Annotated in this window: 21 protein-coding genes; 9 read left to right on the top strand and 12 right to left on the bottom strand. The window is 65.9% G+C overall.

The genetic code is table 11. From position 1 onward, the window contains the following. Positions 1-174: 174 nt before the first annotated feature. The 5 genes from AKJ09_RS48435 to AKJ09_RS48415 all read right to left on the bottom strand — a co-directional run bounded on the left by AKJ09_RS48435 (position 175) and on the right by AKJ09_RS48415 (position 7,798). Positions 175-3,297 carry an efflux RND transporter permease subunit gene (locus tag AKJ09_RS48435; RefSeq protein ID WP_146654654.1) on the bottom strand — a complete coding sequence of 1,041 codons (3,123 nt, stop codon included), beginning with the start codon at positions 3,295-3,297 and terminating at the stop codon, positions 175-177. Between the two features lie 7 nt (positions 3,298-3,304). Next, complete coding sequence (locus tag AKJ09_RS48430) at positions 3,305-4,459, bottom strand: efflux RND transporter periplasmic adaptor subunit (RefSeq protein ID WP_146654653.1); 1,155 nt, start codon at positions 4,457-4,459, stop codon at positions 3,305-3,307. A gap of 446 nt (positions 4,460-4,905) precedes the next feature. Beyond that, positions 4,906-6,933 (bottom strand): hypothetical protein, encoded by a 2,028-nt coding sequence (locus AKJ09_RS48425; RefSeq protein WP_146654652.1) that lies wholly within the window; start codon positions 6,931-6,933, stop codon positions 4,906-4,908. 231 nt (positions 6,934-7,164) lie between these two features. Next, positions 7,165-7,551 (bottom strand): VOC family protein, encoded by a 387-nt coding sequence (locus tag AKJ09_RS48420; protein WP_146654651.1) that lies wholly within the window; start codon positions 7,549-7,551, stop codon positions 7,165-7,167. Between the two features lie 43 nt (positions 7,552-7,594). Then, on the bottom strand, positions 7,595-7,798 hold the full coding sequence (locus tag AKJ09_RS48415) for a hypothetical protein (protein WP_146654650.1): 204 nt from the start codon (positions 7,796-7,798) through the stop codon (positions 7,595-7,597). Between the two features lie 157 nt (positions 7,799-7,955). Here AKJ09_RS48415 and AKJ09_RS48410 point away from each other — a divergent pair, with 157 nt between their 5' ends. After that, positions 7,956-9,476, top strand: coding sequence for a hypothetical protein (locus AKJ09_RS48410; protein WP_146654649.1), 1,521 nt, complete (start codon positions 7,956-7,958; stop codon positions 9,474-9,476). 1 nt (position 9,477) lies between these two features. Here AKJ09_RS48410 and AKJ09_RS48405 read toward each other — a convergent pair whose 3' ends face one another. The 3 genes from AKJ09_RS48405 to AKJ09_RS48395 all read right to left on the bottom strand — a co-directional run bounded on the left by AKJ09_RS48405 (position 9,478) and on the right by AKJ09_RS48395 (position 11,624). Beyond that, positions 9,478-10,524, bottom strand: a complete 1,047-nt coding sequence (locus AKJ09_RS48405) for a hypothetical protein (RefSeq protein ID WP_146654648.1) — start codon at positions 10,522-10,524, stop codon at positions 9,478-9,480. Positions 10,525-10,574: 50 nt separating this feature from the next. Beyond that, a complete protein-coding gene (locus tag AKJ09_RS48400; protein ID WP_146654647.1) occupies positions 10,575-11,066 on the bottom strand; it encodes a VOC family protein in 492 nt (163 codons plus the stop codon). Between the two features lie 294 nt (positions 11,067-11,360). Continuing rightward, positions 11,361-11,624, bottom strand: a complete 264-nt coding sequence (locus tag AKJ09_RS48395; protein ID WP_146654646.1) for a hypothetical protein — start codon at positions 11,622-11,624, stop codon at positions 11,361-11,363. Positions 11,625-11,765: 141 nt separating this feature from the next. On the opposite strand from AKJ09_RS48395, the gene AKJ09_RS48390 reads away from it, so the two are divergent. The 4 genes from AKJ09_RS48390 (at position 11,766) to AKJ09_RS48375 (ending at position 14,801) form a co-directional block, all read left to right on the top strand. Then, positions 11,766-12,125: a YciI family protein gene (locus AKJ09_RS48390; protein ID WP_146654645.1), complete on the top strand. Its 360-nt coding sequence runs from the start codon at positions 11,766-11,768 to the stop codon at positions 12,123-12,125. Positions 12,126-12,128: 3 nt separating this feature from the next. Beyond that, positions 12,129-13,370: an RNA polymerase sigma factor gene (locus AKJ09_RS48385; protein ID WP_146654644.1), complete on the top strand. Its 1,242-nt coding sequence runs from the start codon at positions 12,129-12,131 to the stop codon at positions 13,368-13,370. A gap of 68 nt (positions 13,371-13,438) precedes the next feature. Further along, positions 13,439-14,119: a hypothetical protein gene (locus AKJ09_RS48380; RefSeq protein WP_146654643.1), complete on the top strand. Its 681-nt coding sequence runs from the start codon at positions 13,439-13,441 to the stop codon at positions 14,117-14,119. 7 nt (positions 14,120-14,126) lie between these two features. After that, positions 14,127-14,801 (top strand): class I SAM-dependent methyltransferase, encoded by a 675-nt coding sequence (locus AKJ09_RS48375; protein WP_240488884.1) that lies wholly within the window; start codon positions 14,127-14,129, stop codon positions 14,799-14,801. A 35-nt stretch (positions 14,802-14,836) separates the two neighbouring features. Here the strand turns inward: AKJ09_RS48375 and AKJ09_RS48370 are convergent, their stop codons facing one another. After that, positions 14,837-15,658 (bottom strand): class I SAM-dependent methyltransferase, encoded by an 822-nt coding sequence (locus tag AKJ09_RS48370; RefSeq protein WP_146654642.1) that lies wholly within the window; start codon positions 15,656-15,658, stop codon positions 14,837-14,839. 138 nt (positions 15,659-15,796) lie between these two features. Next, positions 15,797-16,687, bottom strand: a complete 891-nt coding sequence (locus AKJ09_RS48365) for an SDR family oxidoreductase (RefSeq protein WP_146654641.1) — start codon at positions 16,685-16,687, stop codon at positions 15,797-15,799. Between the two features lie 160 nt (positions 16,688-16,847). Here AKJ09_RS48365 and AKJ09_RS48360 point away from each other — a divergent pair, with 160 nt between their 5' ends. From AKJ09_RS48360 to AKJ09_RS48345, 4 genes are all read left to right on the top strand, one after another. Then, a complete protein-coding gene (locus AKJ09_RS48360) occupies positions 16,848-17,945 on the top strand; it encodes a hypothetical protein (protein WP_205633991.1) in 1,098 nt (365 codons plus the stop codon). Between the two features lie 248 nt (positions 17,946-18,193). Beyond that, complete coding sequence (locus AKJ09_RS48355) at positions 18,194-20,521, top strand: carbohydrate-binding protein (protein WP_146654640.1); 2,328 nt, start codon at positions 18,194-18,196, stop codon at positions 20,519-20,521. Positions 20,522-20,598: 77 nt separating this feature from the next. Continuing rightward, entirely contained in the window at positions 20,599-22,110 is a 1,512-nt protein-coding gene (locus AKJ09_RS48350) for a peptide MFS transporter (RefSeq protein ID WP_146654639.1), read from the top strand. A gap of 156 nt (positions 22,111-22,266) precedes the next feature. Continuing rightward, positions 22,267-23,184: an NAD(P)/FAD-dependent oxidoreductase gene (locus AKJ09_RS48345; RefSeq protein WP_146654638.1), complete on the top strand. Its 918-nt coding sequence runs from the start codon at positions 22,267-22,269 to the stop codon at positions 23,182-23,184. A gap of 7 nt (positions 23,185-23,191) precedes the next feature. Here AKJ09_RS48345 and AKJ09_RS48340 read toward each other — a convergent pair whose 3' ends face one another. Together AKJ09_RS48340 and AKJ09_RS48335 are read right to left on the bottom strand one after the other, a co-directional pair. Next, positions 23,192-24,049 (bottom strand): helix-turn-helix transcriptional regulator, encoded by an 858-nt coding sequence (locus tag AKJ09_RS48340; RefSeq protein WP_240488883.1) that lies wholly within the window; start codon positions 24,047-24,049, stop codon positions 23,192-23,194. Positions 24,050-24,185: 136 nt separating this feature from the next. Next, positions 24,186-24,866, bottom strand: a complete 681-nt coding sequence (locus AKJ09_RS48335; RefSeq protein WP_146654637.1) for an RNA polymerase sigma factor — start codon at positions 24,864-24,866, stop codon at positions 24,186-24,188. Positions 24,867-24,885 lie beyond the last annotated feature (19 nt).

Below are 24,885 nucleotides of genomic sequence, written 5' to 3'. Positions count from 1 at the left end.
AGCGAAGTTTGGCGCGTTACGCGAGGCGATAATAAATGCTTCCGTCCTTCCGACCTTCCTGTGAAAATTGTCTGCCTATCCGAACGGCATTGGCGTTAGGCGATGAAAAGACGACGGCGCCGATGGTTCGAGACCACCGGCGCCGCTCGCTTTCGTGGGTTTTGAGACGGCCGACTACTCGGCGGCGACCGCGTCGGGCTCGGCGTACGGTGCCGGCGCTTCGGACTGCGCCGGTACGCGGCGGCGGTCCTTGGCGATGAGCACGTAGACGGAGGGGATGACGAACAGCGTGAAGAGCGTACCGATTGCCATGCCTCCGACGAGGACGATGCCGATCGAGTTACGCGCGACGGCGCCCGGACCGCTGACGAGGGTAAGCGGGAAGTGGCCGGCCACCGTTGCCACCGTCGTCATCATGATCGGACGGAGACGCGTGCTGGCGGCTGCGCGGACGGCCTCGAGCTTCGTCATGCCTTGCTCCTGCGCGGCATTGGCGAACTCGACGATGAGGATGCCGTTCTTGGCCACGAGGCCGACGAGCGTCACCAGACCGACCTGAGAGTAGATGTTGAGCGTGGTCGTCCACCCCTTCGTGAGCCCGAAGTCCATGCCCGGCGGACCGGCGAACTTCAAGAAGGTGAAGATGAGCGCGCCGAACATCGCGAGCGGCACGGAGCCGGCGAGGATGACGAACGGATCGCGGAACGAGTTGAACTGCGCCGCGAGCACCAGGAAGATGAGGAGAACCGCGAGGCCCATCGCCGGGAGGAACTTGCCGCCCTCCTGACGAAGCTGACGCGACTCGCCCGTGTAGTCGACGCGGTACCCCGGCGGGAGCTTGTCCGCCGCGGCCTTCTCGATGACCTTGAGCGCGCCGTCGAGCCCCTGGGTGGCGACGCCGGACATCTTGACGGCGTTGAGCTGCTGGAAGCGGTTCAACGTGCGCGGCTCGACACTGTCCTTCAGCGTGGCGATCGCGCTGAGGGGCATGAGCTGGCCGTTCGCGCTCGTGACGTGGATCTGCGAGAGCTGATCCGGCGTGAGGCGCGAAGCGCGTTCGATCTGCGGGATGACCTTGTAGCTGCGTCCCTCGATGTTGAAGCGGTTGACGAAGTTACCGCCGAGGGCCGCCGAGAGATCGGCGCCGACCTGCTGCATCGTCAGACCCATCGAGGCGACCTTGTCTCGGTCGAGCACGATGTCCGTCTTCGCCTGGTCGATGCGGACGTCGATGATGGGCGGGAAGGCGAACTGGCCGCTCTTCATCGCCTCTTCGACGAGCATGTCGGTGAAGCGGAGGATCTCCTCGTGGCTCGCCGTCGAGGCGATCACGATCTCGAGGGGGAAGAAGCCCGGGCTCGGAAGAGCAGGGGGCAAGAAGACCGGTGCGCGGACACCGGTGATGCCCATGGTCTTCATGCTGAGCTCTTCCTGGATCTGGAAGATGTCTCGCTTCCGGTCCTTCCACGGCTTGACGTTGATGCCGCCGAAGCCGTTGTTCGCGAAGGTGATCTGGAACGAGTGGTCGAACTCCGGGATGGACTGGAACTGCTCACCGACCTGCGCCGAGTAAGCCGTGACCTGCTCGAGGCTGGCGTTGGCGGGCACATCGAGCGCGCCGAAGACGCCGCCCTGGTCTTCGTTCGGGGCGAGCTCGCCCGGCGAGAAGAGGTAGAGCGGCACGACGACGATCGAGAGCGCGATCCAGACCGTGTAGACCTTCGGACGGTTGCGGAGCGTGGCCGCGAGCGCACGATCGTACGCGCTGCGGATGGCCTCGAACGTCTGATCGATCTTCGTGGCCATCCACCCGCCATGATGGCTGGTGAGCATACGCGACGCCATCATCGGCGACAGCGTGAGCGCGACGACACCGGAGATGAAGACAGCGCCGGCGAGCGTGAAGGCGAACTCGCGGAAGAGCGCGCCGGTGAGACCGCCCTGGAAGCCGACCGGTGCGTAGACCGCGGCCAAGGTGATGGTCATCGAGATGAGGGGCGTGACGAGCTCGCGCGCGCCTGCGATCGACGCTTCGAACGGCGTCTTGCCCTCGCGGATGTTGCGCTCGACGTTCTCGACCACGACGATGGCGTCGTCGACGACGAGACCGACGGCGAGGACGATGGCGAGGAGCGTCAGCAGGTTGACCGTGAAGCCGAGCACCTGCATGAGGAACACCGCGCCGATGAGCGACACGGGGATTGCCACGAGCGGCACGAGCACGGTGCGGAACGAGCCGAGGAACAAGAAGATGACGACGACGACGATGAGCACCGTCTCGATGAGCGTGTGCGCAACTTCGTGGATCGCGTTGTCGATGTACTCGGTCGAGTCGAAGGCGACGGCCACCTGCATGCCGGTGGGCATCTCGCTCTGGATCTGCTTGACCTCCTGGTTCACGCGACCGATGACGTCGAGCGAGTTCGCGTTCGGCAGAACCCAGATGCCCATGAAGACGGCGCGCTGGCCGTTCATGCGCACGTCTTGATCGTACGTCTCGGAGCCGAGCACGACGTCGGCCACGTCGGAGAGGCGGACGAGCGAGTCGCCCTGGCGCTTGACGACGAGCTGCTTGAACTCACCGACCGAGCGAAGGTCGGTGGCCGCGCTCAGGTTGACCTGGACGAGGGCGCCCTTCGTCTGGCCGACGGCCGAGAGGTAGTTGTTCGCGGCAAGAGCCTGGCGGACCTGCGCGGGCGTGACACCGAGAGCGGCCATGCGCTCCGGCTTGAGCCACGCGCGAATCGCGAAGGCGCTGCCTCCGAGGATGTCGGCGCGTTGCACGCCCTCGATCGCGGTGAGTCGCGGCTGGATGACGCGAATCAGGTAGTCGGTGACCTGGTTGTCCTCCAGGATCGTCGACCCGAACGAGAGGTACATCGCCGCGATCTGCGCGTCGGAGGGCTCGATGTTGATCGAGGGCACCTCCGCTTCGGGCGGTAGATCGGCGCGCACTTGATTCACGCGCGCGCTGATGTCGGCGAGTGCGTTGGCGGCGTTGAAGTTGAGCTTCAGACGAACGTTGATCGTCGAGAGGCCCTGAACGCTCTGCGATTCGATGTAGTCGATGCCGTCGGCCGCGGCGATGGCGCGCTCGACGGGCGTTGTGATGAAGCCGCGGACGAGATCCGCGCTCGCACCGACGTACGCCGTGCGAACGGTGACCGTTGCGCTTTCGAGCTTGGGGTACTGGCGGACGTTCAGCGAACGCACCGCCTGGATGCCCGCGACGATGATGATCAGGTTGACGACGATCGCGAGGACCGGTCGTTTGATGAAGACGTCTGTGAACTTCATCTGTGTCTCAGCGATTCTCCGGCTTCGGGTCGAGTTTCGGTGCCGGCTGTTTCGAGTTGTCGACGAACACGGTGGCGTTGTTGCGCAGCTTGAACGCACCCGCGGTGACCACCTCCTGGCTCGCCTTCATTCCGTCGAGGACGGAGACGAAGTCGCCACGCGAGGCGCCCACACGAACGAACTGCTGTCGCGCGACCCGGACAGGCTTGCCGTCGGGCGTGTTGGCCGCGCCCGGCGTCTCCGCCTTGCGATCCTCGACGATGAAGACCGAGTCCCCGTAAGGAGCGTGGACGATGGCGGTGGCCGGAACGGTGACCGACTTGCGCTTGTCCGGCATGACCACCGCGACCTGCACGAACATGCCGGGGCGGAGGCCTTCCGTCTTGTTGGCGACGTCCGCACGCACCTTGATCGTGCGCGTGGACGGATCGACGGTCGGATCGACGGCGGCGATGCTGCCGTCGAGGGGCGGCGTGGTGGAACCTTCCACCGTGATGCGCACCGCCTGACCGACGGTGACGTCCGCGAGGCGCTGCTGCGGGAGCGAGAAGTCGACGTGCACGGCGTCGATCGTCTCGAGCACGGTCACCGGGGTGCCGGGCTGGAGGTACTGACCGAGGTTCACGTTGCGGATGCCGAGCTTCCCAGCGAAGGGGGCGCGGATCGTCTTCTTGGCGATCTGTGCCTGGAGCCCTTCGACGTCCGTGGTCGCGGTCTGGAGGGCCGCTTCGTCGGCGTCGAGCTGGGCGGGCGAGATGGCGCCCTTCGCGGCGAGAGCGCGCGTGCGCGTGAGGGTGGTGGTGGCGAGCTCTTTGCGCGTGAGCGCCGAGGCGAGCTGCGCGCGTTCCACCTTGGAGTCGATCTCGACGAGCACCTGGCCCTGCTTGACCGAGTTGCCCGACTCGAACGACACGCGCGTGACGACGCCGGCGGCGTCGGCTGCGAGCGCGACACCCTTGGCGGTGGCGACGCTGCCCACGGCCGTGAGCGTTCCTTCCCACGACTGCTCTTCGGAAAGCGCCGTTCCGACCGCCTCGGGAGGCGGGCCGTCTTTTTCGGCTTGCTTGCCGTAGTTAATGAGTTTGCCGATCTGAGCGCTCTTGACGGCAGCCAGCGCTCCGATGGTGACCAAGATTCCGAGGATGGTGAGAAACCAGCGCACGACGAGTCGTTCTCCAAGTGGATCGAGGGAGCTCGAGCCGCCGCTACGATGCCAGAGAACTCGCGTAGGTCGCGCCCGTTAGAGCGAGTTCGAGCGCATTTAACGTGCATGAGCTCGCTTGCGAAAAGTCGATATTTGGTGACCGCGTTGCGCTCCGATGCGCGCGTGCGTCGCCGTCCTCGGCCAGAGCGATTCGAGCGCGAAAAAAACGTGATGGTCGCGCTGCGCTCCGACGCGCCTTTTTTGTCGGAGGATCGTCACGTGGGCGCTCGTAAAGGCCACTCGTCAGTTGCCATTACGCAAAGGCGTTCGTTCGTTGCCATTTGTGTAATGGCTATTGGTTGTTGCCTTTGTGTCAATGGCTTTCGCTCGTTGCCTTTGGCGTGCGCTCGTGCTCGGCGCGATCACGCTCGTGGCGCTGGAGGAGCGGGGGCGCGCGGCACGCTTCAATGCAGGCGGATTCCCATCTGGACGCTGACGATCTCACCGTCCTGGAACGGTTCGTCATGCCAGACGAGCGTGGGGCCTTGGATGAGGAAGTCCACGATGCCGCCGGTGAACGCCAGACCGAGGCGACTGCCGGCTTGGAAGAAGAAGTTTCCGCTCACCTCGCGCGAGGGGTCGTTCGAGCTGCCGGCGACGCGCGGGCCCGTTTCGATGCGAATCGGGACGAGCGAGAGGCCGAGCGGAGGCAGGAAATACCAGCGGCCTTCGGCGGAGAGTGCGACGACGAGGTAGCGATCCTCGAGCGTCGTGCGGCGAATGCCGAGGCCGGCGGACCCGCCGTACGAGGTCGGGAGCGCACGATGCCAGGGATCGCGGTCCCAGGCGAACGAGACGCCGAGGCTGCCCATGCCGAGCACTTGTTCGCGGGACTCCTCCGACGAGTGTGCGGTCGCCGTCGGAATCGGCGTCGCACTGCCCACGGCGTAGAGGGAGGCTCGACGACCCTTCAAGCGACCATACCAGAGCGGCTCGGGGGCCCAGGTGTCGTCGTGGCGTTCGGCGCGATCACGCGACGTCTTGATCAAGGCGCCGCCCCCCACTTCGCCGAAATGCGGAACGAGGCCGATGGCGGCGCCGATCGACCAGTCGATCCGCACGCGCCCCCAGTCGACTTCGGCCGGTCCGAAGAGCGAAAACCACGTGCCCTTCGTCGGGACCAGGTCGACTCGGAAAAACTGGGTGACGAGCTCGGGGCCGTCGCCGTTGACGAACGGCACGCGCACGGCCGCCGGGGTGATGCCCACCGACGCGCGGGCCCCGACGGGAAGCGCCATGATCAGCCCGACCTCGGCGATGGCTTGATTCACGCCCGCCGCACGTCGATACCCCGCACCGGCGCCGAAGCCGTAGACGAACGGATTGAGGTCTTGTGACCAACGAAGCCAGAGCGCGTTCGCCGTCAGGGAGACACGCGCCCGCCCCGGGTCGTAGCGCGTTCCCAGCCCGAGAAAGGCATCGTTCGACACCGCGCGCTCCGGCGGTTGCCTCACCGTGCACTCCTCGCCATGGCACGCATGCACCGGCGAGAACCACTGGTTCTTGTAGGCCACCCATGCCGGCGAGCGCTCCGGGGCCGCCGTCGTCTCGTCCGGCGAAGCCAATCGCGCCATGCGTAGATCGTGAGCGACGACGAGCAAGTCGACGAGGGCCTGACGTGCGAGCTCGCCCTCTTGCGAAAGGCACGCGTACGGCACCGCGTAGGGAACACCGGTGAGGTCCTTGCACGGCCGGCCGCCGACTTCGGCGAAGTTGCGAACGTAGGCGCGGTCGCGCGGCTCGTCGGCGTCGTGCCGAGTAGGCGACAGCGAGTAGTACGCGCCGAGCCGATTGCCGGCGAGCTTCGCGGCGGGCTCCCATACGCGAAGGAATTCGATGGCGTGAGTTTCGGGCTGCCGTTCGGCGTGAGCGAGAGAGAACGAATCGCCGACGGCGTGCATCAGCTCGTAAAGCCCATAGCCGCTCTCGCGCGTTCCTCGGCCGCCGACGAGAACGATCTGACGTAGCAGGTCGTCGAGCAGACTCCGGCAGCGAACGATGGCAGTCGTCGCGAGCGCCCGAGGCACGTGCCCTCCCGCCATCGGTGGCGAGTGCTCGTCGTCGAGCGTGCCCATGAAGTGAAAGCATTGCCCCGCGTCGCTGAACTGCCTTCGGAAGTTGGCGTCGGGTCTGTGCGTCAGCGGCTCGGGCCAGTCGAGGAGGGGATTTTCGGCCGGCGCACGACGGCACTCCTCGGACGTCTTTACCGCCTCGCCGAAGCACACCGGCGGGACGAGCGCGCCGTCGTTGACGAGATCGCGAATCACTTCCGGCCGCGCGGGTTGGCCGTCGAGTCCTTCGATGAGCGTTCGATAGACGAGCGCCTCGATGACGTCGTGACCTTTGCTGTCGAAGGCGCGCGCCTCGGTGGGAAGAGAGGCGACGAGTGCGGTCGTCAGGATCGCGACGCACGTCGGCCCGGCCCGCCCCATCCGTATGGGGTAATTCGCGTCCCCGGAGTCGTCGAGTCGTCGACTCCGGGTTTCGCGTTCCCTGGGACCGTGCTCCTCAGCGAGCCGGCCTACTGCGGCGACCACTTGCGTGGACCGAGCAAGTCTGTTGCGGACTCCGTTTGACTATTCAATCAGCGCAACAGTGTTGCGCTGTAACGTCGCGCGGCGATGGGGCGGAACCGCGCATTCGAGCTCGGAGGTGCGTTCGGATCAGACCGGATCGTGGCAGACGGCTTCGATGTTGTGGCCGTCGGGATCGAGGACGAACGCGCCGTAGTAGTTCTGGTGGTAGTGCGGGCGCGGGCCGGGCGGGCCGTTGTCCTTGCCGCCGGCGGCGAGGGCGGCCGCGTAGAATTCGTCGACCTGCTTTCGCGACTCCGCGCGGAAGGCGGTGTGCACCTTCGGCTCTTCGGGCGTGCCTTCGGCGACCCAGAAATCGGGCTTCGGCGCCACGCCGTAGCCGAGCACCACGAGACCACCCGTGTACTCCGTCGGAATCTCCATCAGCACCGCGTAGCCGAGGGGCGCGAGCGCCTTCTCGTAGAACGCACGACTCTTCGCGGGATCTTTCGTGTGAATGCCAGTGTGGTCGATCATGGCGTCACGCTACCACGACGCTCGTCGCCTTCGGTTTCACGGATCACGAAACAGCATCGGCACGACGAAGAGGCGCGGGCGTGTCTCCTGCGAGGGCGGAAACGCGACGTTCTGCATACGCTCCGAAGCGGAGGGCACCCATCGGGCGCTTCGCGCGAACGTCGTCGACGTAGCGCATCATCGTGACCTCGCGCTGGCGCGATGTCGGCGAGTACGCGTAACGCAAATTCGTCGTCGTGTTCGACACCGCCGAGCACGTTGGTCTGGCCCCACGCGAGCCTGCGGCGTTTCCCGGCGAGCCTGGAGATGGGGCGGTTTGCCCACACCTGGCGCGAATGGGGCGCTTCCCGCATCGCTCCGTTCGGTGACTTGCCTTTGCATGGCGACCCTCGCATGCTCCCTGCATGCTTGCGCTTCTTCGGGCTCGGCGTCCTTTTCTCGGTCTGATCGTCGCGGCTGCATGTGGCAGCACGTTCGCCCTCGGGGGCGCCGCCTGCACTGGCGACGACCCGAAGCTCGCGTTCGGGCAGGACGGTGGTTCGGGGAGTGACGCTCAGACGAACGAAGACGACGGTTCGACCGCGGCCCCCTCGCTGAAGCTCGAGGCCGACCCGCTCACCATCACCGTCGGGACCAGCGACACGCTGCGCATCCGCGTGGTCGAGCGAACGAACGTCGGCAAGCTCACGTTCCAGATCGGCGGCAAGCCGGAGGGAATGACGGTGCCGAGTGTCGTCACCCTGGAAGCCGATGCGTCGGCGCTCGACATCCCGATCCGCGTGGACGAATCGATGACCCACGGCGACTTCACGCTCGTCGCGAAGGCCGACGGTCCGTCGTTCGAAGTGAACGCGCCGGTCATCGTCCGCGGAAAGCCCGGAACTCTCGACACGGGGCTGGGCAACGTCGGCGAAGGAAACCCCGGGATCGAGTGGTCTTCCGACATGAAGATTGCGCCGTTACCCGACGGGCGACTCATCGTGGGCAAAACGGTGGGGGGGCAGGTCAATCTGTATCCTCTCGATATCAAGGGAACCCTCGGAAAGCCCGTCAAGATGACAGCGCCTGGCAGTCTGGTCGGCATCGCGGCTGCATCGTCAGACTCGGCGTTCGTCGTTGCCGTTCGTGATGGGTCGAACCTTTCCCTCGTGCCCTACGACGCTGCTCTGACCGAGGGGGCTCCGCAGACGATCTCCAGTGTCACGGCGGCACCCATGCTCTTGGCAAGCTCGGCGGGCGCGCTGTTCTTGCAGATTCAGTCAGGCACTCCGAATGCCGGCTTGCGCATCCAGCGGTACACCGCGACGGGAACGAAAGACGCCACGTTCACCGAGGGCTTCCAGGCAAGTGATGGCAGCACGTCGCCACAACTTCGTAGTGCCGCCTCGACCCTCACGGGCGCCGCATGGGCCTCGATGCAGGTGGGGATGAGTCAATCGGCGATCGTGTACAACGCCGCTACCACCTTCAAGGGAACCAATTTGGTTCCGACGGAGAATTGCGATTACCCCGCACCGCTCGGTGAGGACGCCGTGTTCTATTGCCTCAACGACGCGCCGACCCACGGGCTCCGGCGCTATGGCACCGACGGCAAGGCCGTCAGCACGTTCGGTACCGGCGGACTCGTGAACTTCAATACCGGGACTGCCGTCTTCGACTACACGCTTTCGAATGGCAAGGACCGCCTCTATTTCGTTTATCGCCTGAAGGCGGCGACCGGGCTCGATGCGATAACGGCCTTCGTCGGTGCGCTGGACGAGAACGGGGCACCGCGCACGGTCTTCGGCACGAGTGGCGTGACGAAGGTCGTGGGCAGCGAGGAGACTCCGAAGCTCTTCGTCGACGCCCGCGGGCGATTGGTCGCGTGGGAGTCGTTCCACGACGACTCGTCGACGAAGCTCCGACTCCGACGCTACTGGGACTGATTCAGCGCTTCGGGGCGGCGCCGAAGGCTTTCATGGCGGCGGCAGGCCGGCCGTCTCTCGCGTTCGTCTCCGCGCTTTCGTCGAGGGCCGTACGGAGCTCGTCGGAGACGGGCCAAGCCGTGGGCGGGGGGAGCGGGCGCGCGTCCGCGATCCACGAGACCCATTCCGCCGGCGTGCCGTCGGGATGCCATTCGTATTCGGCGGCGAGGTAGCGTTCGGCCGAGGGCGAAATCGACGCGAGCAGCGTGCCTTGCGCGTCGACGCGTGCGATCGCCCGAGCTTCGCCGCGGGCCGCTTCGGTACGGGCCGCGTTCTTGACGATCTGGAGTTGGGGAGCGGGCCATTCTTCGGGCAAGAGGCCCTTCACGCGCACGAGCGCGAGGTAGCGCTTCGGTCCCGTCGTGGCGAAGCGCACGATGTCGATCGAAGGCTGGGCGGGCCAGGCGGGGCCGTCGATGACGTCGAGGTCGATGGCGCACGTCGGCGGCGCGAACATGCGCCTTCCGTCACGCAAGGCGAACTTCATTTTCCGCGTGCCCTTGGTCACCGCGCCGATGACGACGAGATCGACCGGGCTCTCGAATGCTTCGATGCCCACGTCGAAACGGTCGAGCGGAGCCCCCGACGCGTCGACGCGAACGAGCTGCGTGTCGGTGTCGAAGCGCTTGCCGTTCGCGTCGAGCAGCCAGAAGCCGAAGCCGCCGCGTTCGTGATGCGTCAGATGAATCGCGACGAGCTCGCCCCTGTCGCCCGGGGCGACCGTCGAGTAGCCATGAAAGTGCCAGGCCTTGTGAATGCGAATTGCGCTGCACTGCCCGGTGTTCGTCAGGGGACCGAACGTCGGTGAGGCCTCGGCCCCCGGTGGCGAGCTACTGGCATCCGGCGCGGTGCGGTCCCTCGTCGGAGAGCGTGATTCGGCGGTCGACGTCGCTGGTGCCGGCTCCGCCGGGGGAGGCGGCGTCTTCTCGCTCTTCGCGCATGCGGAGGCCAGCGCGAAAATGGCCACGGCGGCCATCGTCGAAGGCAGGCGCGCGGCGTCGACGAACATGCCCGGCATCCTACCGAACGCTCGTCGCTCGACGATGCCAAAACTTCGGCTTACTTCGCGCGTGCCGCCGCTTCGAGCTTCGCGATGTCGAGCTTGACCATCTTGAGGAACGCATCGCTCACGCGCTTCGAGCGCGCCGGATCGTCATCGCGCATCCACGTGTCGAGCATGGCTGGAACGATCTGCCAACGAAGCCCGTAGCGGTCGATGAGCCAGCCGCACGCCTGAGGCTTGCCACCTCCTTCGATGAGTGCGTTCCAGTAGCGATCGAGCTCCGCCTGATCGTCGCACGTCACGACGATGGAGATCGCATCGTTGAACTCGTCATGAGGCCCCGCCGTGATGGCCTGGAAGCGCTGACCGAAGAGCGTGAAGTCGACGACCTTCACCGAGCCCGGCGGTCCGCTCGGCGATTCGCTGAGCAGCGCCGTGACACGATCGACCCGGGAATTCGGGAAAATCGAGGCATAGAAACGCGCCGCGCCCTCGGCGTCCTTCGCGTACCAGAGGTGCGTGTAGATCTTGGACTGAGCTTGCGCCATGGATGGGCTCCTTTCGGTTGGGGCCTCGCAAGAGGGAGGCCCTCACCGGCACGACAGCCGAAGCCGAGCGCGGTCGACAAAGCGGACGACGATTTTTCTGCGGCTCGTCCTCGTCCGATCGTGACGATATGTCGCGCTCCGCTTGCCGCCGCTCACGGCCCGCCGATGCTGTTCCCGCTGCGCGATCAGGTTCGCTTGCGCGTCGTCTTGGCAGTCGCCTTCTTCTTCGGCGCTGCCATCTTCGCCTTGGCGGTCGCCTTCGTAGCGTCGCGAACCGTCGCTGACGGTCGAGGGTCAGCCGACCTTCGCGTTGGGCGATTTGGGCGCTTTGGACGCCTTGGACGCTTTGGGCGGCGGAACGTCCGAGCGCTCGTCGGCCTGCGAGTCGAGCGGCTCGAGCGGTTCGAGATCGTTTTCCCATACCCACGCGACGGTCTCCCCCCGCGTCACCTCGTAGTAGGGCTGGGTGTCGAAGACGCAGTAGATGGGCTCCGAGCGAATGGTCACGACGTCGCCGTCCTTCTTGTGTCGCAGCTCGTCGTCGATGGCGAAGGGCATCCTGGAAAGCTAAGCAGTTGACCTCTCGGAGCAACGCGTCATCGGCGGGCCTCCTTCGGTGCGCGAAATCGTCCGCGGCGCGTCCGGTTCTCGGAAAGCCGTTCGTCCTTGGGCATATCCTCCAACCCAGGAGCCTTCGAGATGCCCAAGTTCATGTACATTTTCCGCGGCGGTGGCTACGCGACCCCCGGCCAGGTCTCGCCCACCGAAATTCAGGCTCACCTCGCCAAATGGAATGCGTGGACGAACGGCCTGCTCGCCGCCGGCAAGCTGGCCGCTGCGCAGCCCCTCGAGCATCCGCCCAGCGGCAAGACGCTGCGCGGTCGCGATCGCGTCGTGACCGATGGCCCCTATGCCGAGTCGAAAGATCTCGTGAGCGGCACGCTCGTCGTCGAGGCTGCTTCGCTCGACGATGCCGCGGCCCTGGCCCGCGATTGTCCCATCTTCGAGTTCGACGGCTCGGTGGAAATTCGTCCCGTGCTCCTCCTGCCGGGAAAGTGATGCATGAGTGACGCGAGCGCCGCGGCGCTGGTCGAAGATCTCTTTCGTCGAGAGTCTGGCCACCTCGTCGCGGCGCTCGCGCGCCTCCTCGGCCCTTCCAATCTGGCGCTCGCCGAGGACGTGGTCCACGACGCGCTCGTCACTGCCATGCACGCGTGGCGCTTCGGCGCGCCGGAGAATCCCAAAGCGTGGATCCTCCAGGTCGCGAGAAACCGAGCGATCGACATACTCCGGCGGGAGCGCCGCCGAGAGCGCCTGATGCTCGAGGCCGAATGCGAAGGGGCTCTGGCGGGCGCCGTCGACCTGGCGCTTTCACCCGAAGCGGACGCCGAGAACCAACTCGCGATGATGTTCGCGATATGCGACGACGCGCTCTCCTCGGAGACGCACGTGACGCTGATTCTCCGGCTCTTGTGCGGGCTCTCCTCGACCGAGATTGCCCGCGCGTTTCTCGTCGACGTCCAGACGATCGACAGGCGCTTGCACCGCGGTCGCGCACGCTTGCAGGAGCTGGGCCACTTGCAGGACCCACGCGCCGTGGACGACGTTCGTGCGCGGCAGCCCTCGGTCGAGCAAGCACTCTATCTCCTGTTCAACGAGGGCTATCACGGCAGCGATGCCGACAATCCGCTTCATCCTGCGATGTGTGCGGACGCCCTTCGACTCTCCGAGCTCTTGCTCGGGGCCAGCGCCGTCGAGCCGAGCACCGTTCATGCCCTCGCGGCGCTCTTCTGTTTCAACGCCGCTCGTCTTACGGCGCGTTTGTGCGAAGACGCCGTGATCGTTCCCCTCGCCGAGCAGGACCGCTCGCTCTGGGACGCCTCTCTCTTTGGCCGGGGCCTGCAGCATCTCGCGGCGAGCGCAACGGGCGACCGGCTGACTCGGTGGCACCTCGAAGCGGGCATCGCGTTCGAGCACACGAGCGCTCCATCCGTAGCGGAGACGAACTGGGCGAGGATCGTCGAATACTACGACGCGCTCGCGGCGCTCTCGCCCGGGCCGATCGTCGCCCTCAACCGTGGCCTCGCCCTCGCGGAGCTTCACGGGCTCGACGTCGGCCGTGAAGCGCTTGCGGCGCTCGCCGGCGAACCGAAGCTCGCCGAGTACTCGTTTTTCTGGGCGGCGCGTGCGGACGTCGAGCGTCGTGCGGGGCGGACCGTCGAGGCGCACGAACTTTATCGCCGCGCGATCGCGCTCGCGAAGAGCCGTGCGGAACGTCTCTCGTACGAGAAGCGACTGCGCTGATCGAACCTCGTGTCACGAGGAGCCTCTGCTTGCTATCCTGGCGAGCTCGTGAGGTCGAGGGGGAAGGAATGAGAGAAAGCGTCAGGAAGAACTTCGTTGCATTCACGAAGCCCCTCGAAGGTGTCCTTCCGTTTCTCTATCTCGACGCGAAATGCCTCGTGACGATCGCCATCGGCAATCTCGTCGATCCCATCGAGTACGCGCTCGAACTGCCGCTCGAGCATCCCGACGGCCGCCGTGCGACACGCGACGAGATCGCCGTCGCCTGGGTCAAGGTGAAGGCGCGCAAGGACCTCGCCTGGAAAGGCGGCATGGCGTACGCGAGCGTGACGTCGCTGCGGCTCTCGCCCACCAACGTCGAGCGCGTCGTCTTCGGCAAGTTGGACGAGCTCGATCGTCGCCTGAGTGCGCGGTTCCCCGCCTACGTCAACTGGTCCGCAGACGCGCAGCTCGGAGTGCTCTCGCTCGCGTGGGCGTGTGGGCCCGCGTTCCACTTTCCACGGTTCGAAGCCGCGTGTCGGGCGCTCGACTTCGACACTGCCGCTGCCGAGGGCAAGATCGCGAACGAGCACGGCACGATTCGTACGCGCAACGCCGCCAACCGCACGCTCTTCCGCAACGCCGCGCACGTTCGACGCGCGAGGCTGGACCCCGCGGTGCTGTACTATCCCGTCGATCTGCAACGGGAGCGCGCCGACGAAGTGACCACCGAAGCAGGAGGGCCTGCCTCGAGTGGTCCCGTCGCATGACCGTCGCATGACGCGTCGCGTGATGCGCCCGACTCGGCGCAAGACGGACGACGAGCGACGCGCGTTCGTTCTCGAGCATACGAAGCTCGCGCCGGTTCCGCTCGTGCCCGAGGTTCGCCTCTACTGGGCGGAGTCGGTCACGCCCGTGTGGTTCGAGGTTTCTCGCTGGCTCGACGACGACGATGCCGCCGTGCCGTTCTGGTGCGTACCTTGGGCCGGCGGGCAGGCCCTCGCACGTTGGGTGCTCGATCATCCCGAGGTCGTCCGCGGAGCTCGCGTGCTCGACTTCGCGTGCGGCTCCGGACTCGTGGGACTCGCAGCAACGCTCGCCGGCGGGCACGTGCATGCGGTCGACGTCGATCCTTTGGCGCGCGTGGCGACCGAGCTCAACGCGCAAGCCAACGGGCTTTCGCTCGCCGTGACCACACGCGATCTCGTAGGGGAACCGCTTGCCGGCGTCGACGTGCTCCTCGCGGGAGACGTGTGGTACGAGCCCAAGCCCTCGGCGCGCTTCCGTCGTTGGTTTCGGAAGCTCGCGTCGGCGAACAAGACCGTGGTGACCGCGGATTCGGGGCGGCCTCATGCGCCGCGCCTCGCGCGCGAGCTCGCACGTTACGAGGTGCCGACGCCGTTCGACCTCGAGGCCATGACCGTGCGTACGGCGCGCGTTCTGGCCATGTGACGAGCCCTACGCGTCGGTCCGTCGCGCTCGCGCGCTCAGGCGACCGCGGAGAGTCCGAACATGAGAGGCACGCGGGCCACCCCCGCCGGGAAGACCCATCGACGATTCTCGCCTTCGACGAGCGCGTCGCTGACCTTGCAGCCGTTCGCGTGCGGATATTCCTCGAGCCGTTCGAGTCGAAAGCCTGCGGTTGCCAGCGCCGTCACGACGCGCGCGAGCGTGTGCTGGTAGGACGTCGCGGGAACGTCGTTCTTCGTGGTGGACCCGACCGTGACGGCCCCGAGCGCCTTTCCCGATGTACCGACGTAATCACCGACCGGCTCGAAGAACGGCTCCGTCGCGAAGTAGTCGTCGCCGCTCAGGCGCCCGCCGTCGCGAATGCTCCAGACGAGAGGATGAAACTCGACGTAGACGAAGCGCCCCCCGGGCACCAAGATGCGCCGAAGGCCGGTCGCCCACGCGTCGAGATCGGGCAGCCAACCGACAGCGCCGTAGCTCGAGAACGCCAGGTCGAAGCGGTCGGAGGTCTCGTGCATCCACGAAACGACCTCGGCTTCAACGAAGCTCGCGCCGAGCCCGCTCTCGACCGAGAGCTTGCGCGCGAACCCGATCGCCTCGTCGGAGAAGTCGACGCCGACGACGCGTGCCCCGCGACGAGCGAGACAGAGCGAGTCCTGTCCGGCGTTGCATTGCAGATGCACGAGTGACTTGCCGTCGAGCGCCCCAAGGAGCGCTAGTTCCTCGGGAAACAGCGTGTCGCCGCCGGCACGGAGGAATGCCGCCTGATCACCCTTGTGGGCGTTGTGGTTTCGCGTGGCGACGTTCCAGCTTTGCCGCGTTCGATCCGTGTCGGCCATGACTCTCCGTCGTCTAGCTCGTTCGGCGCGACGCGAGAACGCCCATCATGTGGACGAGCTTCGATTCCGCACGCGGTCAAGCACGAGGGCAGCTCCCGCTCGAGCTGAGCGGGGCTCCAAACCCGAACGATGCGCGCTCTACGCGCCCGCGTTCGAACGCGTGTGGCCCGTGCGAGGCTGCTGCGCCGCCGCGCGGGTCATCTTCTGCATGTCGGCCTTCACCTTCTTCAGGACCAAGAAGGCGATCGTCTCGCCCAGCGAGGGCGCAAGGCGCTCGAGCAGCCAGACGGCGCGCCAGATCTTCGGCTCGATGATGATTCCCTTGTCGGCGAAGACCTGCGGGAGGATGCGTTCGACGAAGACGTCGACGTCCATCGGGCGCGACTTCCGCCACATCGCCTCTGCCATCTCGTCGGTGAAGCCGGGAATGCGATTGCGACCGAACTTGCCTCCCGTGAGGATGGGCGTGCGAATCGGTCCCGGGCAGATCACCGAGCAGCGCACGTTCGAGAACTTTCCCTCGAGCCGTAGCGCCTTCGAGAGGCCAACGACGGCGAACTTCGTGGCGGTGTAGCTGCCGATGTTCGAAGGGATGAGGCCTGCGACCGAAGCGGTGTTGACGATGTGGCCGCTTCGCTGCTCGACCATGCGCGGATAGACGGCCTGGATGCCGTTCGTGACGCCGACGAGGTTCACGTCGATGACGTCGGTCCAGTCGGTGACCTCGTACGCGAGCATCTCTCCGCCGACGGCGATGCCCGCATTGTTGAAGAGGTAATCGATGCGTCCGAAGCGGCTCACCGTGTCTTTCGCGAGTCGCTCGAACGCGGCGAAGTCGCGGACGTCGAGCGAGGCAGCCCTCGCACGCCCCGGCCCTCGCTTGCAGATATCGGCGGCGACGGCCTCTGCGAGATCGTGTTGGCGGTCGGCGACGACGACGTCGAAGCGCCGTTTGCCGAGCGCCTCGCACAATGCTCGACCAATGCCCGAAGCCCCACCCGTGACGATCGCGACGCCGCCTTCTTGCATGCCCCACCGAGTAGCACACGACGAGTGAGGGGCGCCGGGCGCGATCGCATCGATCACCCCACGTGCAAGGCCCGATCATGCACCAGAGCGCACGATCCCTCGAAAATCGAGGCCTTGGGCGCCTGGCGTAGGACGTGCTTCGCGACGTCTCGGAGGCCCCATGGTCGGTTCAAGCACCTCGAGACTCGTCGCGACGTTCGCGTGTACGGCTGTCGTCTTTGCGCTCGGCGCGTGTTCATCGGATGGCGGTGAAGCGCTCGAGGGGGCGCCCAACGCCGAAGCCTCCGGGCGCCCGTCGGGTGGGGACCCGACGCCGGACGCCGGAGCTCCGGCCCAGACGGCGCCGCCCACGACTCCGCCGCCCACGACTCCGCCCCCTGCGAGCGAGCCGAAGAAGATGCTGTGGGGCGTCAACGGTCACACGCTCCGCCAGTACTACCCGGTCTCGCAGACCGAAGCGATCTTCCGGCTGCTCCACGACAACGGCTTGAAGACGTACCGTTTCGACGTTCCGGCGACGGCCACCGACGTCCTCGACGCGATCGTCCCCCTCGCCAAGCAATACGGCATCGCGCTTCGTCCGATGCTCTACCCCACGTCGAAGATCACGGCGTACAACCTCGCCAAACGCTACGCCGCCGACATCCAGATCTGGGAAATCGGCAATGAGGTGGACCTGCAGCCCGAGCTCGTCGAGTCACGCATTCCCGAGATGGTGACGACGGCGCAGGGAATCCAGCAAGCGGCCACCGAGCTGGGATTGCCCATCAAGACCTCGATCAACTTCACGAACTGCAATTCGGACGATCTTGGCGGCCGTTGCGGGGGCGACCCCAACGGGGATCTCTGGTTCCTCGACAAGGCGTGGAACGCCGGATTCAAATTCGATTACATCACCTATCACTGGTATCCGTACTTCGGAGACAAGGGATATTGGTACAACATGTACTTCGGGCAGATGCGCGCGGCCGCGACCAAGTACAAGACGCACATCTTCTTCAACGAGGTGAACTGCGGCGACGTCTATCACGGCATCTACGACGGAGGACACCCGGGGGACGGCGCTTGCTACGACAGCATTCGTCAGCTCTTCACCGAGATTCAGACGAACTATGCGGACATCATCGACGAGGTCGACATGTACGAGCTCATCGATCAGCCGAACAACCCTGGCGTCGAAGCTCACTTCGGGCTGCGCTACGATCTGACCAACCCGAAGCCGCTGTTCGACCTCCTCGTGCAAACCGCCGCCAAGTAGAATCTCGCAGGACTCGGCGCTCGATCGTCGACGTCGACCACGTCCGGGTGGCGTCCGGCCCGAGGCGCAGGGAGCAAGCGGTGCGTACGCAGCCGCCGAACGCGGCTGAGGTTGCTTGATTATGAAGTGATCTCCGTGGCTTGGGTGGTGTTCTTCGAGGCGTGAGCCCGGCGCTCGGAGGATGCCAGGGCAGGCCCGATCCCTGCTCGCAGCGAACGCCAGAACGCGGTATTCGATGGCCGCCCCACATGGACACACGTGACTCGATGGCCTTGAAGGCCGCCGTGCCGGTCGCTTCATCTCCCGAGAGTGCGTCCGTCCCGCGCGTCGCTGCCTCGCGATGGGCCACGCTCGTCCCTTCGCCCGCCGTGCGCTTCGCGGCAGAGGTGTTGCTCGGCGCGCTTCTGGCGTTCGTCGCGTTCGCGGCCGACTCGGGCATTCTGACCGCCAATCTTCGAGACCCTACGTGCCCGCTCGTGGCCGGTGACGGCCTCTCGTTCGCGGCCATGCACTTCAAGGGCACATTCGACAACGGGTGGTACGTCCACAACCCGTTCCTCGGGGCTCCCTACGGAGCAGGACTCGAAGACTTCCCGGCGCCGGACGTCTTCTACCTCGTCTTGGTCAAGTTCCTCGTCGCGCTGACGCACGACTGGGTTCTCTCCTACAACTTGACCGTCATTCTCGGCTATCCGCTAGCGGGCGCCGCGGCGGTCGCCGTCGTCCGCAAGTACGGAGTTCGCCTCCCCGCGGCGCTTGCCTGTGGCGTGCTCTTCGCGGTGCTCCCGTTTCATCAGTACCGCCTCTACGGTCACATTCTCTTCGGCTTCAGCTATGCGCTCGTACCCCTGGCGGTCGTGCCTGCGATCGAGGTTCTGCGCGGCTCGCCAGTTCTCTTCGTGAAGCGACCCGCCACGAGTCATTCGCGATGGCCGGTGGCCCTTCGGATCCGCGACCGCGCGTCGATCGTCGTGCTCGTGCTGGCGGCATGCACCGGGCTTTGGGGCTTCGTCTATTTCCCGTTCTTCGCGCTTGCCTCCTACGTGGTCGCGGGGATTGCGGCGACGGCGCAGCAGCGAAGCCTCCTTCCGGCGTTGCGCGCCGCGACGTGCGCTGGGCTGACGGGGGGCATGTTCGTGCTCCAGAATCTCGGCGTCATCGGCTACCTCCATTCGAACGGCCGAACGCCGATCTCCGCGCGTATGGCCATGGACGCCGAGATCTTCGGCCTCAAACTCTTCCAGCTCGTGGTCCCGACGGTCGACCACCGGCTCGAAGCCTTCCGCCGCTTTCGACGTAGCTACGATCTGACGGCGCCTCTCGCGAACGAGAACGCAACGGCGTACCTGGGCCTCGTCGGTGCGGTGGGACTCTTGGTGTTGTTCGTCGTCTTGCTGCGTGGAACCAGCTCTCGGCGCACGGGCGAAGCCGACGCGAGCAGCACGGACCTCCTCTGGCCACTCGCGATCCTGAACGTCGGCGCGTTTCTGCTCGGCACGATCGGCGGCATCGGCTCGCTCGTCGCTTTCGCCGGGTTCCCGGACGTTCGAAGCTACAACCGCATCAGCGTGTTCATCGGTTTCTATGCGCTGTTCGCAATGGCGATTCTCGTCGATAGGCTCTTGGTCCGCGTACGGACTACGGTCGTTCGAGGAGGAGTCATCGCGGTCGTCGGAGTGATCACCGTTCTGGGCGTCTATGATCAGACCTCCGAAGGAACGCCCGATTACGACGCGTTTGCTCGAGCATTCCACACCGACCGTTCTTTCGTTCGCTCGGTCGAGCAGCGCCTTCCCCAGGGCGCGAGCGTCTTTCAGCTTCCGTACTCGGTTTTCCCGGAGGCCGGCATGATCGTCCACATGCACGATTACGCGCACCTCCTGCCGTACATGCACAGCGAGAAGCTGCGTTACAGCTACGGCTCTCTGCGCGGTCGCTTGGGAGATCAGCGCTATCACGACCTCGCCGACACCCCGATTGCCGACCTGCCGGAGGCGATCGCCGTCGCGGGGTACGAGGCGCTCTGGGTCGACCCGAGCGGATACGAAGATGGCGCCAAGGCTCTCTCGTCGCACTTGCGCGACGTGATCGGCGAGCCGATGGCGGTCTCCCCGAACGGCGTGCTCGTATGGTCGCTCGTCGACTTCACGAAGTCACTTCGCGAGCGGCTCGGCCCGGAGTTCGAGAATCGCCGACGCACGTGGAACGAGCGGCCGTTCCTTGCCCTGAACGACGGCTTCTATCCGAAGCACTGGAACGCGACGACGACCTGGTACTTCGGCAAGGCGAAGGGCAAGGCGTTTCTCGTGAACCCCACCGACCACGTCCAGCGTGTCGTGCTCGACTTCACGTATCGGTCCGCTTCGGGGGCGTCGTCCACGCTGCAGCTCGACGGCCCGTCACTGCACGAGTCGGTCCCGCTCGAACCGACGAACCGTCGTGTCGAGAAAACCTTGGAGCTGCCGCCCGGGACGCACGTGGTCCGGCTGCGGACCGACGCTCCCCCGGCCCCCATCGACGTCGACTGGCGCGACCGCGTCATCGTCGTCGAGAACCCGAAGCTTACGCTGCTGTAAGCCGAGGCATGACGCGCGGGCGGCTGGCCTGACTCGACTTCCGGCGCTGCCGCTGGTAGCGGACTGGTGAGGTTACCTTGTCATCCTCGCAACCCACGAAGCATCGACTGGCCCAGATCCCCGACGGCGCCGGGGTCCTCTTCTTCATCCAGATCTTCGCGACCCTCGGGTTTGCGGTGCTCTATTCGACGCTCGTTCTGTACGCGACGAAGCACCTGCACTTCTCCGCGAAGGACGCCACGACGATCATGGGCGTCTTCGGTGCGTTCAACTACGGACTGCACCTCTTCGGTGGCTATCTCGGTGGCCGCTTCCTGAGCAACCGCAACCTGTTCGTGGGCGGCATGGTCCTCCAGGTGCTCGGTTGCGGCGCGATCGCCGGCGGAACGGTCGGTCTTCTCTACGTGGGCCTCGCGCTGTTCCTGACGGGCAGTGGCCTCAACGTGACGTGCATCAACATGATGCTCACGCAGCGATTCAAGCCCGACGACGTCCGTAGGGAAGGGGCCTTCCTCTGGAACTACGCCGGCATGAACATCGGCTTCTTCGTGGGCTTCACCGCCGCCGGCCACTACCAGCTCACGGAGAACTACTCCGGGCTCTTCATCTTCGCGACCATCGGCAACTTCATCGCGATCATCCTCGCCCTCGTGTACTGGAAGACGCTGGCCGATCGCGACACGCCGCTGGCGGAGGTCGACGCCGGCAAGTTCAGGCTTCGTTTTGCCGCCGGCCTCGCGATCCTCGTGGGCCTCGTTCCCGTGGTCTGGTTCCTTCTCCAGCATCCGCACGGAACCGAGAAGCTCGTGAAGGTGATCAGCGCGATCGTGGCCATCTCCCTCGCCTGGCTCGCGTTCAAGCATCCGGACGCACGCGAGAAGAACAACATGTGGGCCTACCTGATCCTCACGGTCGGCTCGCTCGTGTTCTGGGCGCTCTATCAGATGGCCCCGAGCGGCCTCCAGCTCTTCGCGGTCAACAACGTCAATCGCAAGGTCTGGGGCGTCGAAGTCGCTCCGCAGTGGATCCAGAACATCAACACGGTCGTCATCGTCGTGGGCGGTCCTCTGATGTCCGCGCTCTTCGGTCGACTCCGTGCGCGCGGCTGGAAGATCGACGTTCCCAGGCAGTTCTCCGCCTCGCTCATCCTGATGGGGCTCGGGTTTCTGGCGCTCCCCGTGGGCATCGCGTTTGCCGACGAGAACGGGATGGTCGCGTTCTCTTGGCTCTTCGGGAGCTACGTTCTCCAGAGCATCGGCGAGCTGCTGATTTCACCGGTCGGCTACGCGATGATCGGCAAGCTCGCGCCGCGCCAGTACCAGGGCATCATGATGGGCTCGTGGATGCTCGTCACCGGTCTGGCCTCGCTCTTCGCAGGTGACTTCTCGAGCCTCGTGCCCGAACCGAGCGAAGGAACCGCGCACACGACGAACCACGTCTATTCGACGCTCTTCACGGAGCTCGGTTGTGGCAGCCTCGTGGTCGGCGTGCTCCTCGTGGTGATGATTCCGTTCCTGCGCAAGCTCATCACCGACGCGCAGGTGGCTCCCGCCGGCGATCCCGTCGCGACGGACGTCGCCGCGGCCTGAGCTCGGCAGTCGTCGTACGGGGCCGTCGAACGCCGATCGAAAACCACGCCGATCGGCGTGAAACCCGCGCCCTCCTCGGCCGCCTCTCCCGGCGCTACGAGTTCTGTCAGCGCCCACGTTGGCGCTTCGGCAGTAGCTTCATCGAGGAGATCCGACATGCTCTATGACGTCGTCATCGTGGGAGGCGGTCCTGGTGGCCTCTCCGCTGCGCTCGCGCTCGGCCGGGCGCGCAAGCGGGTGCTGCTCTGCGATTCGGGCGCGCGCAGGAATGCCGCCGCCGTGCACATCCACAACTTCGTCACGCGCGATGGCACCCCTCCCGAGGAGTTTCGGCGAATCGGGCGTGAACAGTTGCGTACCTATTCGAACGTCGAAGTATCCGACGTTCGCGTCGAGTCCATCACGGGCGAGCGTGGGGCGTTTCGCGTGGAGCTGTCGTCCGGCCTCGTCGAGGCTCGCCGCATCCTGCTTTGCACGGGCATGATCGACGAGCGCTTGCCCATCGAAGGCTTTCGTGAGCTCTGGGGAACCTCGATTTTCCAATGCCCGTATTGCCACGGCTGGGAAGTGCAGGACCGCCGATGGGCGTATCTCGCGCGCGCCGCGGACGCGTCGCACTTGATGCCGTTCGCGCTCCAGGCGCGAGGATGGTCGCGCGATGTCTCCGTGGTCGTGGCCGACGTCTTCGATATTCCGCAAGAGACACGCGATCGTCTGAAGGCGGCAGGGATCCGACTCGAGACGTCACCCGTCGAGCGGCTCGTTGCGCGCGATGGCCGGCTCGAGGCCGCCCTACTTTCGGACGGAACCACGGTCCCCATGGACGTGCTCTTCGCGCACCCTCCGCAGCGCCACGTCGACCTCGTGACGCGACTTGGACTCGCTCTCGACGAAGCCGGGTTCGTGCAGGTCGACCCCATGAAGCGCGAAACGTCGCTGCCGGGCATCTACGCCGGAGGTGACCTCACGACGCGCATGCAGGGCGCGGTGATGGCGTCGGCCGCGGGCGTTCAAGCGGCGGCGGTGCTCAACGTGGAGCTCACGATGGAGCTCGCGTCGAGCGGGAAGCTTTGATGGAGGGCTAGCGTAGTTTGCTGACCCGCCAAGCCGCGGGGGTAGCGCCGTGCTGGCGCCGGAACATCCGGATGAAGTGCGTGGCATCGGCGTAGCCGACGCGCTCGGCGATGACGTCGACCATCTCGTCCGAGTGGAGAAGCAGTCGGCGCGCCTCGGCCATCCGCCCGCTGACGATCCATTCGCCGGCGCTTCGCCCGGTGGCCTGCGTGAGCGCGCTCGTCACGTAGGCGGGGCTCTTGCCGACGGCCGCGGCGATGTCGCCGAGCGTCAGGCGCCGGAGGCAGTTGCGCTCGATGAAGCGAAGGCTGTCGACCACGACGCTGCTCCGCGCGGTCTTGATCGATTCGCTCGTGCTGGTCGCCCGTTGGACTTCGTTCAAGATCAGCGTGAGCAGGCTTCGCTGGACGGCTTCGCGTGTGCTACTCGCGCCGCGCATCTCGCGGCCGGCCTCTTCGAGCTCGCGAAACAAGCTCTGGAGAAACTCGTGGCGCGTCGTCGGAATCCGCACGACGGCGGCTCCTCCGTCGCGCACGCGCTCGAACGGCTCGAGGAGCGTCGCGGCGCCGTTGGCAGCGAAGCAGGGCACGCAGAATCCGAGGCCCCAGAACTCGCTCTGCTGCACATGCAGCATGCGATGGGCCTCCCCTGCGGGCACGAGCATGACGTCGCCCGCGCCGATGTTCCACTCTCCGTTCTGCTCGATGCGCGCCTGACCACCGGTGTAGAACGCGAGCGCGGCGTGGGTATGCGTGACGGGAGCACAGCCGGTCACGTCCTTGTGCTTCGTATTGTAGCGAACGGCAACGACCGCCTGTTCGGGGGCGAACGACGTGTCGCGAGCGACGGGGCGTACGGACGTCACTCTCGGGAAATAGCACGCGGGGCGCGCTCGCGCGAAGCCGGGCCGCGAGTGTCCACTCGAGTCGACAGCGAGGTGCGTCGGCGGGTCGGAATTCGAACGTCATCAAATGCACGAGCTTCGCTCGGCCTATCCTCGTTCAGTAGCCGTCGCGCGTGGCGGCGAGGCGATTGCGGATGCGTCGTAGGACCCCTTCGGTGACGCGATCGCAGCGAGAGAGGTGGAAGGGAAACGCTTCGCGCGCCGAGCCTTCGACTTTGCGAGCAAGCTCGTCACGAAGAAGACCGCGCGCTCGATGAAGCCGTGTTCGAACCGTCTCTTCCGGGATTCCGAGCGCCTCGGCGGTCTCTCCGACGCTCAAATCTTCGACCGCGCGGAGCACGAACACGGCGCGAAAGCCGAGCGGCAGCGCGTCGACGGCGGCTTCGAGCAGTGCGCGGAGCTCGACGTCGCTTGCGGCTTGTTCGGGGCTCCTCGTCGTTGCCATCATGTCCTCGCCCGAGCTCTCGTCATCGAGTGAAGCCTGCCGTTTGCTACGGCGAAGTCGACCGAGCGCCTCGTGTACGGCAATGCGAACGAGCCAGGTCGAAAAGCGCGCCCGACCGTCGAAGTCCGCGAGGTGCGAGAACGCGGCAACGTAGGCGTCTTGCATGGCGTCTTCGGCCAGGTCGTCGCTCTTGAGAATCGCTCGGACCGTGCGAAAGACGCGTTGGTTGTGCCGGCGGACGATGAGCTCGAACGAGGCAACGTCGCCTGCAACGACGCGTGCGACGATCGCCTCGTCCGTGAAGGTTGCCTCGCGGTCGGCGCGTTCAGCCATGCCTGGAGCGTAGACCATC

It is taken from the genome of Labilithrix luteola, assembly GCF_001263205.1.
GTDB classification, from domain to species: Bacteria; Myxococcota_A; Polyangia; order Polyangiales; family Polyangiaceae; genus Labilithrix; species Labilithrix luteola.
The sequence above is the reverse complement of the archived record's forward strand: the minus strand, read 5'-3'. Positions and strand labels throughout refer to the sequence as shown.

Excerpts from the sequence above, each read along its gene's own strand:
- AKJ09_RS48435 (WP_146654654.1), bottom strand. The coding sequence starts at position 3,297 with ATGAAGTTCACAGACGTCTTCATCAAACGACCGGTCCTCGCGATCGTC.
- AKJ09_RS48425 (WP_146654652.1), bottom strand. The coding sequence starts at position 6,933 with ATGGGGCGGGCCGGGCCGACGTGCGTCGCGATCCTGACGACCGCACTC.
- AKJ09_RS48420 (WP_146654651.1), bottom strand. The coding sequence starts at position 7,551 with ATGATCGACCACACTGGCATTCACACGAAAGATCCCGCGAAGAGTCGT.
- AKJ09_RS48410 (WP_146654649.1), top strand. The coding sequence starts at position 7,956 with ATGCTTGCGCTTCTTCGGGCTCGGCGTCCTTTTCTCGGTCTGATCGTC.
- AKJ09_RS48405 (WP_146654648.1), bottom strand. The coding sequence starts at position 10,524 with ATGTTCGTCGACGCCGCGCGCCTGCCTTCGACGATGGCCGCCGTGGCC.
- AKJ09_RS48400 (WP_146654647.1), bottom strand. The coding sequence starts at position 11,066 with ATGGCGCAAGCTCAGTCCAAGATCTACACGCACCTCTGGTACGCGAAG.
- AKJ09_RS48395 (WP_146654646.1), bottom strand. The coding sequence starts at position 11,624 with ATGCCCTTCGCCATCGACGACGAGCTGCGACACAAGAAGGACGGCGAC.
- AKJ09_RS48390 (WP_146654645.1), top strand. The coding sequence starts at position 11,766 with ATGCCCAAGTTCATGTACATTTTCCGCGGCGGTGGCTACGCGACCCCC.
- AKJ09_RS48385 (WP_146654644.1), top strand. The coding sequence starts at position 12,129 with ATGAGTGACGCGAGCGCCGCGGCGCTGGTCGAAGATCTCTTTCGTCGA.
- AKJ09_RS48380 (WP_146654643.1), top strand. The coding sequence starts at position 13,439 with ATGAGAGAAAGCGTCAGGAAGAACTTCGTTGCATTCACGAAGCCCCTC.
- AKJ09_RS48375 (WP_240488884.1), top strand. The coding sequence starts at position 14,127 with ATGACGCGTCGCGTGATGCGCCCGACTCGGCGCAAGACGGACGACGAG.
- AKJ09_RS48370 (WP_146654642.1), bottom strand. The coding sequence starts at position 15,658 with ATGGCCGACACGGATCGAACGCGGCAAAGCTGGAACGTCGCCACGCGA.
- AKJ09_RS48365 (WP_146654641.1), bottom strand. The coding sequence starts at position 16,687 with ATGCAAGAAGGCGGCGTCGCGATCGTCACGGGTGGGGCTTCGGGCATT.
- AKJ09_RS48360 (WP_205633991.1), top strand. The coding sequence starts at position 16,848 with ATGGTCGGTTCAAGCACCTCGAGACTCGTCGCGACGTTCGCGTGTACG.
- AKJ09_RS48355 (WP_146654640.1), top strand. The coding sequence starts at position 18,194 with ATGGACACACGTGACTCGATGGCCTTGAAGGCCGCCGTGCCGGTCGCT.
- AKJ09_RS48345 (WP_146654638.1), top strand. The coding sequence starts at position 22,267 with ATGCTCTATGACGTCGTCATCGTGGGAGGCGGTCCTGGTGGCCTCTCC.
- AKJ09_RS48335 (WP_146654637.1), bottom strand. The coding sequence starts at position 24,866 with ATGGCTGAACGCGCCGACCGCGAGGCAACCTTCACGGACGAGGCGATC.